Source organism: Brevundimonas sp. (genome assembly GCF_035999125.1).
Classification (GTDB): domain Bacteria; phylum Pseudomonadota; class Alphaproteobacteria; order Caulobacterales; family Caulobacteraceae; genus Brevundimonas.
This window is the reverse complement of sequence record NZ_DASYGX010000011.1, coordinates 95,259-109,044: the sequence shown is the minus strand read 5'-3', so window position 1 is coordinate 109,044 and position 13,786 is coordinate 95,259. Positions and strand designations below refer to the sequence as shown.

Below are 13,786 nucleotides of genomic sequence, written 5' to 3'. Positions count from 1 at the left end.
GCCGTCGCCTGCGACTGAAACGGTCGCAGGGCTCAGAGGGCGTCGGTCAGCGCCTCGGCCAAATCGCCTTTGGCGGCGACGGTCACCCGTTCCAGCCCCAGCCAGCCGGCCATGCGCGCCAGCTCCGCCGCCAGACGGGCGGGCGTGTCGGGCGTCGCGTCCGGTTCCCGCCAGGCGGCCTGGACCCGCAGCGCGCCCGCTTTGCGATCCGACTTCAGGTCCACCCGCGCGGTGATCGCCTCGTCCTGCAGGAACGGCAGGACGTAGTAGCCGTGGGCGCGCTTGTGCGCCGGGGTGTAGATCTCCAGCCGCACGCGCACGCCGAACAGGCGCTCGGTGCGGTCGCGGGTCCAGATCAGGTTGTCGAAGGGCGACAGCAGGGCGTCGCCGGTCACCTTCCGCGGCGCGCGGGCGTCGGGCGCCAGATACGCCGTGTGCCGCCAGCCCTTGACCGCGACCGGGGTCAGTTCGCCCGCCTCGACCAGTTCGGCGACGCGCGCGCGGGTCTCGGCCAGCGGCAGGCGGAAGACGTCGCGCAGGTCGGCCCCGGTCGCCACGCCCATGGTCCGCGCGGCGATGCGGACCAGCTCGCGCTGGGCGTCGGCCTCCGTCGGGGTCGGCAGGTCCAGGATGCGCGCCGGAAGCGCCCGCTCGGTCAGGTCATAGACGCGCTCGAACCCGCGGCGGGTCTTCGTGGTGATCAGCCCGGCCCAGAACAGCCATTCCAGCGCCCGCTTGCCGTCGGACCATTCCCACCAGCCCGGCGCGCCGCGCGGGCCTGTGGCGAAGTCCCCACCGGTGACAGGACCGCGCCGTTCGATCTCGGCCAGCACGCCGTCGATATAGTCGCGCCGCTCCCGCCCGAAGCGGGCCAGGCCGGTCCACATGGCGCCGGCGCGGGCCCGGTCCATGCGCCAGCGCAGCAGGGGCTGGGTCTCCAGCGGCAGCAGCGACGCCTCATGCCCCCAGTATTCGAACAGCGACCGGCGCGGGCCCCAGGCCTCGGCCTCCAGCGCCTCGCACGGATAAGCGCCCAGCCGGGCGAACTTGGGCAGATAATGGGTGCGCGTCAGCACGTTGACGCCGTCCATCTGGACAACGCCCAGACGCCGGACGAGGTCGCGCACGTGCCGCCGGTCGGGCGCCGCGGGGCGCGCGCGGCCGAAGCCCTGGGCGGCCAGGGCGATGCGGCGGGCGGTCTTCAGGCTGATCTGGTCCACGTCTCCGCTTAGCATGACCCTGCTGACCGAAACTGGCGTCAGCGCGACGGGCGCCCTAACTGTCGGCGAAGCTTGGGGATCGACGATGGCGGACGCGGCGGGCGGCGGGCTGGAACTGGGGCATGCGGTGGCGCTGCTGGCCACGGCGGTGGTGGCCGTGCCGCTGTTCCGGCGGCTGGGCCTGGGGTCCGTGCTGGGATACCTCGCGGCCGGCCTGCTGGTGGGGCCATGGGGCATCGGCCTGGTGCGCGAGCCGGAGGCCGTGCTGCACGTCGCCGAGCTGGGCGTGGTGATGTTCCTGTTCATCATCGGCCTGGAGATGCGGCCCGCGCGGCTGTGGAGCCTGCGAAAAGAGATCTTCGGCCTGGGCGCATTGCAGGTCGGAATCTGTCTGGCCCTGCTGGCCGGGGCCGCCCTGCTGGCGGGGCTGCCGTGGCCCGCCGCCGTGATCGCGGGCGCCGGGTTCGCCCTGTCGTCCACCGCCATCGTCATGCAGTTGCTGGAGGAGCGCAACGAGAACGCCGACCCGGCCGGGCAGCGCGTGGTGTCGATCCTGCTGTTCGAGGACCTGGCCATCGTGCCTTTGCTGGCCCTTGTGGCGGCCCTGGGCGCCGCCTTCGGGACTCAGGTCGCGGATGCCCGGCCCATCTGGATGACCGTGGGCACGGCCGTGGGGGCGGTGGCCCTGGTCTACGTCGCCGGGCGGTGGGCGTTGAACCCGCTGTTCCGCCTTCTGGCGCGGTTCGGCGGGCGCGAGGTCATGACGGCGGCGGCGCTGCTGGTGGTGCTGGGTGCGGCCTGGGCCATGTCGCAGGGTGGATTGTCCATGGCCATGGGCGCCTTCCTGGCCGGGGTCCTACTGTCGGAGTCGACCTTCCGCCATCAGCTGGAAGCCGACGTGGAGCCGTTCCGCGGCATCCTTCTGGGCCTGTTCTTCCTCAGCGTCGGCATGTCGCTGGACCTGGGCGTGGTCGCGCGCGACTGGGCTCTGGTCCTGGCGGGGCTGGGCGTGTTCATGACGATCAAGGCCGGCGTCGTCTATGCCATCGCGCGTGCCCGGCATTCGCATGGCGAGGCCCTGACCCGCGCCGCCCTGATGGGCGAGGGCGGCGAGTTCGCCTTCGTGCTGTATGCCGCGGCTTTGGCCGTCGGCCTGTTCGATCCCCGCACGGCGGCGGTGCTGTCGGCCATCGTGGTCCTGTCCATGGCGATGACGCCGCTGCGCCTGATGATCGCCGACCGGATCAGGCCGAAGGAGACGCCGTCCCTCGACGGCGTGGACAAGGCCGAGGGCCTGGGCGGGCGCGTGCTGATCGTCGGCTTCGGCCGCTTCGCCCAGGTGGTGTCGCAGTCGCTGCTGGCGCGCGACGTGGACGTGTCGATCATCGACCACGACGTCGAGATGATCCAGGCGGCGGGGAATTTCGGCTTCAAGGTCTATTATGGCGACGGTACGCGGCTGGACGTGCTGCGGGCGTCCGGCGTGGAGCAGGCCGAAGCCGTGCTGGTGTGCGTGGACAAGCCCGAGAGCGCCGACCGGATCGTGGAGCTGGTGAAGGCTGAGTTTCCCTTGACCAAGCTGTTCGTGCGCGCCTTCGACCGCGGCCATTCGTTGCGCCTGATCCAGGCGGGCGTGGATTATCACATCCGCGAGACCTTCGAGAGCGCCCTGGTCTTCGGGCACGAGGTGTTGATCGGCCTGGGGGTCGATCCGGAACAGGCGGACGAGACCGTCGAGGACGTTCGTCGCCGCGACGAAGAGCGGCTGGCCCTGCAGCTGGCCGGGGGAATCACGGCCGGTCGGTCGCTGATGCGCGGCAATGCGGTGACGCCGCAGCCGGCCCCCTACGTCAAGCCGCGCCGCGAGGGCGTGGTGCTGAACGAGGAGGAAGTGGAGAAGGCCGAGGCCTGACGCGCACGAAAAAGGGGCCGCCGAGGCGACCCCTTCGTCTCATCGATCCCGTGGGAGGATCAGCGGCCGGCGCGGACGTCCGCGACGGCCAGACGGGCGCGCAGATGGACGTCGGAGCCGACGACCCCCGAGATCTCGTTGAACCGCTCGCGGGTCAGACCGGCGTCGGTGATCGCCGCCTCCATCTGGGCCTGCTGCTCCGGCGACGGGGCGGCGCCGTTCAGGCCCTCGGCGATGGGCCGCAGCACCGACATGGCCTTGGCAAAGCCCTCGACCTCGGCGTCGGTGATCGACGTCGCGGTGGCCGAGGCCGGGGTCTGGGCCAGTTCGACCCGGGCGCGCACCAGGTCGTTCGACGAGGCGGCTTGCGAGATGGCGTTGAAGCGCTCCAGCGTCAGGCCTTCGCCCGTGATGGCCGCAGCCATTTCGGCCTGCTGTTCGGCCGACGGCGTCGCGCCGTTCAGGGCCTGGGCCAGCGGGGTGACCTTGGCCAGGGCGGCGGCGTAGGCGGTCAGTTCGGCGTCGGTGATCTCGGCGGTGGCGGAGGCCGAGGCGCCGGCGGGATCGGCCGGGGTCGTGGCGTCCTGGGCCAGGGCTGGGGCGGCCGACAGAGCCAGGGTGGAGACGGCGGCGAGGATGGCGATGCGCATGCGTACTGTCCTTCAAGCTTGGGGAGGAATGCGGCCCCTGAAACGTCGAGGCCGGGCGGAAGGCTCCGCGGCTCCCGATCCGGCGTGTGGCCGGGAGTTGCCACAAGCCTAGTCGAAGGTGCGAGCGACTTGCAACTTGGGCGGGACGGCGCCGGGAATGGGGCGCGTCGCGCCGGCCGGGGATTTGGTGTAGGAGGCCGCCGTCATGACGGCCCCCGCGCACAGACTGTCCGTCGCGCCGATGATGGACTGGACCGACCGGCACTGCCGCGCGTTTCACCGCGCGCTGACGAAACGCGCCCTGCTGTACACCGAGATGGTGACGGCCGAGGCGGTGCTGCACGGCGACCGCGAGCGGCTGCTGGGCTTCGATGCGATGGAGCATCCCGTCGCCCTGCAGCTCGGCGGATCTGAGCCTACGAAGCTGGCCCGGGCGGCGCGGATCGGCGCTGACCTGGGCTATGACGAGATCAATCTGAACGTCGGCTGCCCCTCCGACCGGGTCCAGTCCGGCCGGTTCGGCGCCTGCCTGATGCGCGAGCCGGCTCTGGTCGCGGACTGCATGGCGGCGATGGGCGCGGCCGTGAACGTGCCGGTCACGGTGAAGTGCCGCATCGGCGTGGACGAGCAGGAGCCGGAGGGCGCCCTGTTCGCTCTGGTCGACGCCTGCGCCGCGGCCGGGGTGACGACCTTCGTGGTGCACGCCCGCAAGGCCTGGCTGCAGGGCCTGTCGCCCAAGGAGAACCGCGACGTGCCGCCGCTGGATTACGGGCTGGTGCGACGGCTGAAGGCGGAACGGCCGGAGCTGACGATCTGCCTGAACGGCGGGGTGCCGTCGCTGGAGGCCGCACTGGACCACCTGGCCCCCGGCGCCGACGGAGTGCCGCTGGACGGCGTCATGCTGGGCCGCGCCGCCTATCATGAGCCGGCCTTGCTGGGATCGGCGGACCGCGAGGTGTTCGGTCAGGATGTGGCGGACGTCGACGCCTTCGAGGCGGTGGAGGCGCACAAGTCCTATCTGGCCGCGCGGCTGGCCGAGGGCGTGCCGCTGGCGGCGATGACCCGGCACATGTTGGGCGTGATGCACGGCCGGCCTGGCGCACGCGCCTTCCGCCGCATCCTGACGGTCGAGGCGATCAGGTCCGGCGCGGGGCTGGAGGTCGTTGACCGGGCGCTGGACGCGGTGCGCGAGGCGGAGGCGCGTCGGGCCGCATGACGGCAACGCTTCCTTAAGCACGACCGCGTCCCCTGCGTCCGAAACGAGGGGCGCCCAGATGATCCGATCCTGCCTTGTCGCCCTTGCGACATGCGTGCTGGCCACCCCCGCCGCGGCGCAGATCGCGGTGGCCGGCAACGTCGGCACGCCGGGTCTGGGCGCCGAGGTCCAGGTCGGGCTGGGTCCGGTCTTCACGGTGCGCGCGACGATCGACCGACTGGATCACGACTTCGACGAGACCTTCAGCGACGTCGACTGGTCCGGCGACTTCGCCTTCGACACCGTGGGCGGCTTCGTCGACCTGCACCCCTTCGCCAATGCCTTCCTCATCTCGGGCGGCGCCTATCTGGGCACGCGGGACGTCCGGCTCGACGCGCGTCCGACCGTCCCGGTGGAGATCGGCGGCGCGACGTTCACACCGGCTCAGGTCGGGCGGCTGGAAGGAACGATCAAGCTGTCGGACCTGTCGCCGTTCGTCGGCATCGGCTTCGACGACGCCATGACGCGAAGCGGTCCGTTGGGTGTGCGCGCCCTGTTCGGCGTGGCGTTCAGCGAGGATCCTGAGGTCGGGTTGAGCTCGAGCGGCGGGACGCTGTCGGACGATCCCGCCTTCCGCGCGCGTCTCGAGGCGGAAGCCCGCGAAATAGGAGAAGAGGCCGACTACGGCCTGTTTCCCGTCGCCCAGTTGGGCCTGACCTATCGTTTCTGAGGACGCGGCGCTAACCGGGACGCATGCTCCCCCTTTCGGCGACCGATCTGGCGACCCTGATCGTGGCCCTGCTCGCGGCCGGCGTCTTCGCCGGGATGATCGCCGGCCTGTTCGGCGTCGGCGGGGGCACGGTGATCGTGCCGGTGCTGTTCTGGGCCTTCGAAATCCTGGGGGTGGGCGGTGAGAGCAATCTGCACGTCGCGGTGGGATCCAGCCTGCTGAGCATCGTCATCACCAGCTGGCGCTCGCTGGCGGCGCACCGGCGACACGGGGCGGTGGACGAGGCGGTGCTGAAGGCGTGGACGCCCTGGGTCGGGATCGGGGCCCTGATCGGCGCTGGCGTGGCCGGGTTGGCGTCGATGCAAGGGCTGGCGATCGTCTATGGCCTGGGGCTGGGCGCCGTGGCGGTGCAGATGGCCCTGACGCCCGAGGGGTTCCGGCTGGCGCCCGACCTGCCGACGGGGTGGGGCCGGCGCGGCGTGGGGGCCGGGATCGGCGGCCTGTCGGCTTTGATGGGGATCGGCGGCGGCAGTTTCGGCGGGCTGATGATGACGCTGTGCGGGCGCCCGATCCATCAGGCCGTGGCCACGGCATCGGGCTTCGGCATGGCCATCGGCGCGGCGGCGACGCTGGGGTTCGTCGTGTTCGGCTGGTGCGCGGAAGGGCGGCCGCCGCTGTCGCTGGGTTGGGTCAATCTGCCCGCCGCCCTGATCATGGGCACGGTCACGGGACTGGTCGCGCCCTGGGGAGCGAAGCTGGCGCACCGCCTGCCGAAGCGGACCCTGCGACTGTCGTTCGCGATCTATTTGCTGATCGCCGCCGGAGCGGTGGTCGTGAAGGCGCTTTAGGGCCTCAGCGTCAGGGCGTCGGCGGAGGCTTCGAAGCCGGACAGGCGGCCCAGCCAGCTCATGCCCAGCAAGGAGTGCGGCAGGCCGCGTTCGACGACCACGGCGTCCACGTCGGACACGCGCACGGCGCCGACGGACAGGGAGGCCAGACGCACGCGCGCGGCGCGGGCGGGCCCAGCGGCGGTCGTGATCTGATCGGAGAAGTCGCCGGGCGCCAGCTCCAGCCCCAGCCGGCGGGCGTCCTGCGGCGTCAGGGCCACCACGGTGGCGCCTGTGTCGACCATCAGGCGCACGGCGCGGCCGTCCACCACGGCGTCGGCCCACCAGTGCCCGTCGGGCGCGCGCAGCACCTGGGCGGCCGAGGCCTGCGACCGTTCGGGCCACTCCTGCTGCACCACCACCGGCACGGCGGCGTGGGCCGGCGCGGGGCCGTCCAGCTGGTTCAGCCACCAGGCCGCCGTGAAGGCCGACCCCACGGCCATCGCCGCCGCCGCCAGATTGGACAGGCCCAGTCGCATCCACGCCCTCGTTCACCGCGCCCGCTTCTGCGGACGACCCCGTTCTATCGGGCACGCGTGAGAACGCGGTGAAGAGACAGGGCTGACGAAAGGTTGACGCTCAGAACGGCGTGGCGCGCCCGGCCAGTTCGCCCATGATCCGGGCCCGTTCGTCGTCGCTGAACCGTGACCACTGGGCGATTTCGGGCAGGGTGCGCTTGCAGCCGAAACACAGTCCCGACGCCCCGTCGACCACGCAAACCTGCACGCACGGAGTGGCCACGGCCTTGGGCGGCGGTGCGTTCGGCATGTCGCCTTTCAGATACGGTTTCACGAAAATTACTCCGAAACCGGATTAAAAAACTGGACAAGCGAGGGGCTGCGACCCCATATGGGATCGTGACGCGAAACGACTGAGAGGGTGAGAAACCCTGAGAGCACGCCGCGTCTCTTTTCCTCGTTTGCGCGAAAGGAGACGCCAAGAATGAACGAAGAACGCAAAAACCTGCAACACGCCATGACCTCGTTCGCCTATTGGGGCGGACTGCTGGTCGATCCCAACCCCCAGCCGCGGCGCGCGCCGCTGATCTCGCTGAAGGGCCTGTTCGGTTCCCGGCGACGCTGACGCCCAATCCACGCTTGCGTGACCGCGCCCCGGCCCTGAAAAGGCCGGGGCGTTTCTTTTGGGGGCATCGATGGGCGGGTTGATCGAGCGGCGGCGCGAGGGCGCGATCGAGGTCTGGACCTTGGCCCGGCCCGACCGGTTGAACGCCATGCCGGATCTGGAGGACGGCGAGGCCTTCGCCGCCGCGTGCGAGGCCGTGAACGCCGACCTGTCCGTGCGCTGCGTCGTGCTGACGGGGGAAGGCCGCGCCTTCTCGGCCGGGGGCGACCTCAAGGCCATGAAGGACCGGCGAGACCTGTTCGCCGGCTCGGGCGCCGAGATCCGCGAGCGCTATCGCCGCGTGGTGCACCGGATCGTGCGGTCGCTGTACGGGCTGGAGGTTCCGCTGGTCACCGCCGTCAACGGCCCGGCCATGGGGCTGGGCTGCGACGTGGCCGGGCTGGGCGACGTGAAGATCGCCAGCGACCGCGCGGTGTTCGGCATCCCCTTCCTGAAGCTGGGCATCGTGCCGGGCGACGGCGGGGCTTGGCTGATGCCCCGGCATGTCGGCTACGCCCGCGCCGCCGAGATGCTGTTCACCGGCCGCTCCATCGACGCGGAGACGGCCGAGCGCTGGGGTCTGGTCAACCGCGTCGTGCCGCACGACCTCCTGATGGACGAGGCAATGGAGACCGCGGGCCAGATCGCCGCCCAGCCGCCGCACGCGCTCCGCATGGCCAAGGCCCTGCTGCGTCAGGGCCGCGACGTCACCTTCGACCAGATGCTGGAAATGACCGCCGCCATGCAGGCGCTGGCCCACCTGACCGACGACCACGCCGAGGGGGTGAGCGCGGCGCTGGAGAAGCGGGAGGCGCGGTTCGAGGGGCGGTGAGCCCCTATCCCGCCGCCTTCATCGCCCGATCCGGCCCAACGCCCGTGACGGTCGCTCGCGCGGCGCCGGCGGTTTGGCCCGGCTTCATGAACTTGACCAGCACGCGCTGGCCGATCAGCAGCGGCGCCTCGTCGTAGGCGACGACGACTTCCACGACGCGTTCGTCCGAGCGTTGCGACGGGTCGTCGGAGGCCAGCTTGCGGGCGCCGAACACCGCCGCGCGGCGCAGGACGGTGCCGACGTAGACCTTGGACGGATCGCCTTCGGGGCTGATCTCGACCTGCTGGCCGATGGTGATGTTGGGGATGTCGCTCTCGACGATCTCGGCACGGACGATGCGCGGAGCGTCGGGCTCCAGGTCGAACATGGTCGAGACGTTCAGGGTCGAGGCGCCGGCGCCAGGGTTGGCGTAGCGGCGCACGATGCGGCCGCTCATGGGCGCGCGGATGACCGTCAGTTCCAGATTGTAGGCGGCCTCGGCCAGGCGGGCGCGGGCGGTCTGGACCACGGCCTGCTGGCTTTGCAGGCGGGCCTCGGCGGCGGCGACGGCGTCGCGGGCCTGGTCGATGCGCTGGGCGGCGACGAAGTTGGAATCCACCAGGGCCGACAGCCGCTCCAGCTCGCGGCGCGAGGACGAGATGTCGACGCGGATCTGGGCCAGCTGGGCCTCGGCCTGGGCCACCTCGGCCTGGGCGCGCTGGTAGGCAAGGCGGGCCTCGTCGTCCTCCTGCCGGGCCAGGATCTGGCCGGCGACGACGCGGTCGCCCTCCTGGACCAGGACTTCGCGCACGATGCCGCCGCGGCGCGCCGCCACCTGGATGATGCCGCCCTCGACGTCGGCCTTGCCGTTGGCCACGGCGGCATAGGGGCTGGCCGGCGCATTGGCCGCGGCCTTCTCGTCGGCGGCCTTCTTGGCGGCCCCCTGCGACTGCATGAAGAAGAAGCCGGCGATCAGGATCAGGATCAGGGGGATGCCGATCCAGACTCGCTTCTTTTTCAGGAAACCGGGCATGGGCGTGGTCTTTCAGGTCAGTGGTGCGACGCCAGGACGGCGTTCGGGTCGGGGACGTGACGACGGTCGTCGATGATGACGCCGTCCTCGATCTTGATGATGCGGTCGGCCCAGGCCTCCAGGCGCGGGTCGTGGGTCACGCAGATGACGGCCGCGCCGTGCTCGCTGGCCGCGCGGCGCAGCAGTCGGATGACGATCTGGCCGTTCTCGCCGTCCAGGGCCGAAGTCGGTTCGTCGGCGAACAGGATCTTGGGGTCTTTCGCCAGAGCCCGCGCGATGGCCACGCGCTGCTTCTCGCCGCCGGACAGGGACGAGGGCCGCTGGTGCAGGCGCGGGCCCAGGCCCACCTCCTCCAACGCGGCCGTGGCGCGCTTCTTCGCGTCGCCGTCGGACAGGCCCTGGAACTTCAGCACCGTCTCGACCTGCTGCAGCGCGGTCAGCGCCGGAAACAGGTTGAAGCCCTGAAAGATGAAGCCGCAGTGATCCAGGCGGAACTTGTCGATGCGGCCGCCGGACAGCTTCCACAGGTCGTCGACGTCCAGGGCGTCGACCCGGCCTTCCTCGGGCTTCAGCAGGCCCGACAGGGCGGCGATCAGGGTCGATTTTCCCGACCCGGACGGGCCCATGACCATGGTCAGGTCGCCGTGGCGGGCGTCGAAGTCCACGCCCTTCAGCACCTCGATGAAGGTGCGGCCGGTCTTGAACCGCTTGCGCAGTCCCTTGGCCTCGATGGCGAAGTCGCCGTGCTTTCCGTGGACCTTGGTCGTCATCATCGCAGCAGGTCCGCCGGCTGGCTGTTCTTGAGGACGCCCATCGACAGCATGCCCGACAGCATGGCGATGGCGATCAGGCCGCCGCCGACGACGATCAGCAGGACCGGCGGCAGGGCGATGATCACGGCGTTGGACATGGCCAGCATCTGCACCAGCCAGGTCAGGAAGATCGCCGCCGCCACGCCGACCAGGCCGACCCAGAAGCTCAGCTCCATGACGATGCGGCGCAGCGATCCCATGCCGACGCCCAGCGCGCGCAGGGACGCGAACTCCTTGATGTTGGCCATGATGGCGCCGCGCAGGGTCTGCCAGGTGATGGCGACGCCGATGATGGTGCCCAGCACCACGCAGCCGCCGATGATGATCACCAGGATGCCTTCTTCGAACATGGCGCCGGCGTTGGCGTCGGCCAGATCCTGACGGGTCCAGGCCTTCCATTGCCCGTTGCCGCTGGCGTTCAGCTGGGTCGCGACGATCTCGGCGCGGGCCGGATCGCGGATCTTGATCATCAGGGGGCCGACGCGGGGGCCGGTGTCGGCCTGGCCCACCATGCGCAGGGTGTCGCGCGACATGACGATGTTGGCCTGCATCATGTTGGGATAGCCGCGGGTCACGCCCACCACCGTCACTGTCTGACCGTTGTAGAGCGCCTTGTCCCCCAGTTTGACGCCCAGCTTGGTCTGGGCCGTCTCGTCGATGGCGACGGTGTAGGGCTGGCGCAGGGCGTCGACCAGTTCCTGGGAATAGTCCTGCGGGATGGTGACCGAGCCGGGCGTGGTGTCGATGATGGAGGTCTGCACGAACTCCTGCCGTGGGGCTCCGCGCTTGGCGCGCTCGGCCTGGGACAAGGTCGGATCGTAGTTCTTGACGCTCTGGAAGGTGCCGCCCGCGCCGTCCAGCGGCTTGACCTCGACCACCTCGGGGTGGGCGTAGGCCAGGGGGATGAACCGGCGCGGCACGCCCGACGGCCCGCCCATCAGGCTCTTGGCGCCCGGCTGCATGATCATGATGTCGGCGCCGGAGCGCTCGATCGTGGCGGTGAAGCCCTTGCCGATGCCGATGAAGACGCCGGTCATGGCCAGCACCAGCAGGCCCGACAGCGCCAGCGCCATCACGGCGGCCATGTAACGGCGCCACTCATAGAGCAGCGTTGCGAGCGCGAGCGACATACGACGCGAGTTCCCCTGACAGAGCTCCGGTATACGCCGGTCAGGGTCGGGGGGGCCAAGTTAAATCGGGGTAAGGGATCGGCGTGCAAGGGTCCAGGCACATACGGCCACGCTTGCGACGCGGGCGGGTCGGTGGATGATGCGGACATCGCCGCGGATGCCCCGCGGCCTTCGGAGCCTTCGAGCATGAAATTCCGATCCCTGCGCCTGTCGATGGCGCTGTCGGCGGTGATCGCCGCCTCCCCCATGGTCGCCGTGCCCAGCGTCTCGATCGCGCGCGACGAGGGCATGTGGACCTTCGACAACTTCCCGCTTCGGACGGTGAACGAGAAGTACGACCTGAACCTGGACCAGGCGTGGCTGGACCGCGTGCGGCTGGCCGCGGTGCGGATCCAGGGCTGCTCGGCCAGCTTCGTTTCGCCTGAGGGGCTGATCCTGACGAACCACCACTGCGTCGTCGGCTGCCTGCAGGAACTGTCGTCGCCCGAGACCGACTACGTCAAGAACGGCTTCGTCGTCGGCTCGCGTGAGGAAGAGAAGAAGTGCCCGGGCCAGACGGCCGAGGTGCTGACCGACATCGTCGACGTCACCGACCGCATGCTGACGGCCGGCATGGGCATGGAAGGCCAGGCCTTCGCCCAGGCGCGCCAGGCCGAGGTCGCCCGCATCGCCCAGGAAAACTGCGCCGGCGACCCCAAGTTCAACTGCCAGGTCGTGGACTTCTACCGCGGCGGCCGGTTCGCCCTGTACAAGTACCGCCGCTATGAGGACGTGCGCATCGCCTTCGCGCCGGAGTTCCAGGCGGCCTTCTTCGGCGGCGACCCGGACAACTTCAACTTTCCCCGCTACGCGCTCGACGCGTCGTTCCTGCGCGCCTACGAGGACGGCCGGCCGGTCGCGACGCCCAATCACTTGAAGTGGAACGCGAACGCCCCGGCCGAGGGCGATCCGACCTTCGTGGTGGGCAATCCGGGATCGACTTCGCGGCTGATGACGATCAGCCAGCTGGAACGGGTGCGCGACCAGCAGCTGCCGGTGACCCTGATCCAGGCGTCCGAGCTGCGCGGTCGGATGCTGGCCTATGCCGCGACGGGCGAGGAGGCCAAGCGGGTGTCGGTCGATCCCATCTTCGGCATCGAGAACAGCTTCAAGGCCCAGTACGGCCAGCATCAGGCGCTGATGGACCCGGCGTTCATGGCGGTGAAGCGCCGCGAAGAGGCCGAGCTGCGCGCCGCCGTCGAGGCCGATCCGGCCCTGAAGCAGCGCATCGGCGATCCGTGGACGGAGCTTGAGGCCATCCAGGGCGTCGCGCGCGACCTGTATCTGCCGTGGCGCCAACTGTCGGCTTCCGCCGGCGGCGGATCGCAGCTGTTCGGCTATGCCCGCGCGATCGGCCGCGCGGCGGCCCAGAACGCCGCCGGCACGCTGACCGCCGAGCGCAAGGCGCAGCTGGAAGGCGCCTTGGGCGCCGAGACGCCGATTTATCTGGAGATGGAGGAGATCCGGCTGGGATACTGGCTGTCCAAGACGCGCGAATACCTGACGGTCGACCATCCGCAGGTGAAGGCGCTGCTGGGCAAGGAGAGCCCGGAGGGGCTGGCCGACCGCCTGGTCGCGGGGACCAAGCTGGCCGATCCGGCCTTCCGCGTCGCCGCCCTGTCGATGACGCCGGAAGAGCTGGCCGCCGCCGACCCCCTGGTCGCCTGGGTCATGGCCAATGACGCCGCCGCCCAGGCCGTGGCCGGCGAGTGGAACCAGAAGGTCGTCATCCCCACCGCCCAGGCCGCCGAGCGCGTGGCCCAGGCCCGCTTCGCCGTCTATGGCTCCAACATCTATCCCGACGCGACCTTCACCCTGCGCATCAGCTACGGCGAGGTGAAGGGCTGGACCCATCGCGGGGTCGAGGTGCCGGCCTTCACCCGTATCGGCGGCCTGTACGAGCGCCACACCGGGGCCGAGCCGTTCAACGCCGCCGCCGGCTTCCTGGCGGCCGAGGGGCGGATCGACAAGAACCTGGTGTTCGACTTCTCGTCCACCAACGACATCATCGGCGGCAACTCCGGCTCGCCCGTGATCAACGCGCGCGGTGAGGTGATCGGCGCGGCCTTCGACGGCAACATCCACTCGCTGGGCGGAAACTTCGGCTACGACGCCGCCCTGAACCGGACGGTGTCGGTGTCGACGGCGGCGATCACGGAATCGCTGCGGGTCGTCTATCCCCAACCGCGGCTGCTGCGCGAACTGGGCGTGCGCGGCTGACGCTTCGCCGGCCTGAATGACGAAG

14 protein-coding genes are annotated in these 13,786 nt (G+C 70.5%); 7 read left to right on the top strand and 7 right to left on the bottom strand.

Going from position 1 to position 13,786, the window contains the following annotated elements:
* Positions 1-32 precede the first annotated feature (32 nt).
* Positions 33-1,220, bottom strand: coding sequence for a winged helix-turn-helix domain-containing protein (locus tag VGN45_RS10255; RefSeq protein ID WP_327462053.1), 1,188 nt, complete (start codon positions 1,218-1,220; stop codon positions 33-35).
* Positions 1,221-1,233: 13 nt separating this feature from the next.
* Here VGN45_RS10255 and VGN45_RS10250 point away from each other — a divergent pair, with 13 nt between their 5' ends.
* The gene (locus VGN45_RS10250; RefSeq protein WP_327462051.1) at positions 1,234-3,132 is read left to right on the top strand and encodes a monovalent cation:proton antiporter-2 (CPA2) family protein; all 1,899 of its coding nucleotides are present in this window, start codon (positions 1,234-1,236) and stop codon (positions 3,130-3,132) included.
* A 59-nt stretch (positions 3,133-3,191) separates the two neighbouring features.
* Here VGN45_RS10250 and VGN45_RS10245 read toward each other — a convergent pair whose 3' ends face one another.
* Positions 3,192-3,782 carry a DUF4168 domain-containing protein gene (locus VGN45_RS10245; RefSeq protein WP_327462049.1) on the bottom strand — a complete coding sequence of 197 codons (591 nt, stop codon included), beginning with the start codon at positions 3,780-3,782 and terminating at the stop codon, positions 3,192-3,194.
* Positions 3,783-3,987: 205 nt separating this feature from the next.
* Between VGN45_RS10245 and dusA the strand changes: the two genes are divergently transcribed.
* From dusA to VGN45_RS10230, 3 genes are read left to right on the top strand one after another with little or no spacing between them, the layout of a single operon-like run.
* On the top strand, positions 3,988-4,998 hold the full coding sequence (gene dusA, locus VGN45_RS10240; protein WP_327462047.1) for a tRNA dihydrouridine(20/20a) synthase DusA: 1,011 nt from the start codon (positions 3,988-3,990) through the stop codon (positions 4,996-4,998).
* Positions 4,999-5,056: 58 nt separating this feature from the next.
* Positions 5,057-5,707, top strand: a complete 651-nt coding sequence (locus VGN45_RS10235) for a hypothetical protein (protein WP_327462045.1) — start codon at positions 5,057-5,059, stop codon at positions 5,705-5,707.
* A gap of 23 nt (positions 5,708-5,730) precedes the next feature.
* The gene (locus VGN45_RS10230; RefSeq protein ID WP_327462043.1) at positions 5,731-6,555 is read left to right on the top strand and encodes a sulfite exporter TauE/SafE family protein; all 825 of its coding nucleotides are present in this window, start codon (positions 5,731-5,733) and stop codon (positions 6,553-6,555) included.
* Here VGN45_RS10230 and VGN45_RS10225 read toward each other — a convergent pair.
* On the bottom strand, positions 6,552-7,073 hold the full coding sequence (locus VGN45_RS10225) for a TIGR02281 family clan AA aspartic protease (protein ID WP_327462041.1): 522 nt from the start codon (positions 7,071-7,073) through the stop codon (positions 6,552-6,554). The two genes, VGN45_RS10230 and VGN45_RS10225, sit on opposite strands and share 4 nt — an antisense overlap.
* Before the next feature lie 100 nt (positions 7,074-7,173).
* On the bottom strand, positions 7,174-7,386 hold the full coding sequence (locus tag VGN45_RS10220) for a DUF1289 domain-containing protein (protein WP_414643427.1): 213 nt from the start codon (positions 7,384-7,386) through the stop codon (positions 7,174-7,176).
* Between the two features lie 150 nt (positions 7,387-7,536).
* Here VGN45_RS10220 and VGN45_RS10215 point away from each other — a divergent pair, with 150 nt between their 5' ends.
* Complete coding sequence (locus VGN45_RS10215; protein WP_327462039.1) at positions 7,537-7,677, top strand: hypothetical protein; 141 nt, start codon at positions 7,537-7,539, stop codon at positions 7,675-7,677.
* A 70-nt stretch (positions 7,678-7,747) separates the two neighbouring features.
* Complete coding sequence (locus VGN45_RS10210) at positions 7,748-8,548, top strand: crotonase/enoyl-CoA hydratase family protein (protein WP_327462037.1); 801 nt, start codon at positions 7,748-7,750, stop codon at positions 8,546-8,548.
* Between the two features lie 4 nt (positions 8,549-8,552).
* Here VGN45_RS10210 and VGN45_RS10205 read toward each other — a convergent pair whose 3' ends face one another.
* Genes VGN45_RS10205 through VGN45_RS10195 form a run of 3 tightly spaced genes read right to left on the bottom strand, consistent with a single transcriptional unit; the run spans position 8,553 to position 11,502 of the window.
* Positions 8,553-9,560, bottom strand: coding sequence for an efflux RND transporter periplasmic adaptor subunit (locus VGN45_RS10205; RefSeq protein WP_327462035.1), 1,008 nt, complete (start codon positions 9,558-9,560; stop codon positions 8,553-8,555).
* Between the two features lie 17 nt (positions 9,561-9,577).
* Positions 9,578-10,330, bottom strand: a complete 753-nt coding sequence (locus tag VGN45_RS10200; RefSeq protein ID WP_327462236.1) for an ABC transporter ATP-binding protein — start codon at positions 10,328-10,330, stop codon at positions 9,578-9,580.
* Positions 10,330-11,502 carry an ABC transporter permease gene (locus tag VGN45_RS10195; protein ID WP_327462033.1) on the bottom strand — a complete coding sequence of 391 codons (1,173 nt, stop codon included), beginning with the start codon at positions 11,500-11,502 and terminating at the stop codon, positions 10,330-10,332. The genes VGN45_RS10200 and VGN45_RS10195 overlap by 1 nt, the downstream gene beginning before the upstream one ends.
* A 186-nt stretch (positions 11,503-11,688) precedes the next feature.
* On the opposite strand from VGN45_RS10195, the gene VGN45_RS10190 reads away from it, so the two are divergent.
* Positions 11,689-13,761 carry a S46 family peptidase gene (locus VGN45_RS10190; protein ID WP_327462031.1) on the top strand — a complete coding sequence of 691 codons (2,073 nt, stop codon included), beginning with the start codon at positions 11,689-11,691 and terminating at the stop codon, positions 13,759-13,761.
* Positions 13,762-13,786 lie beyond the last annotated feature (25 nt).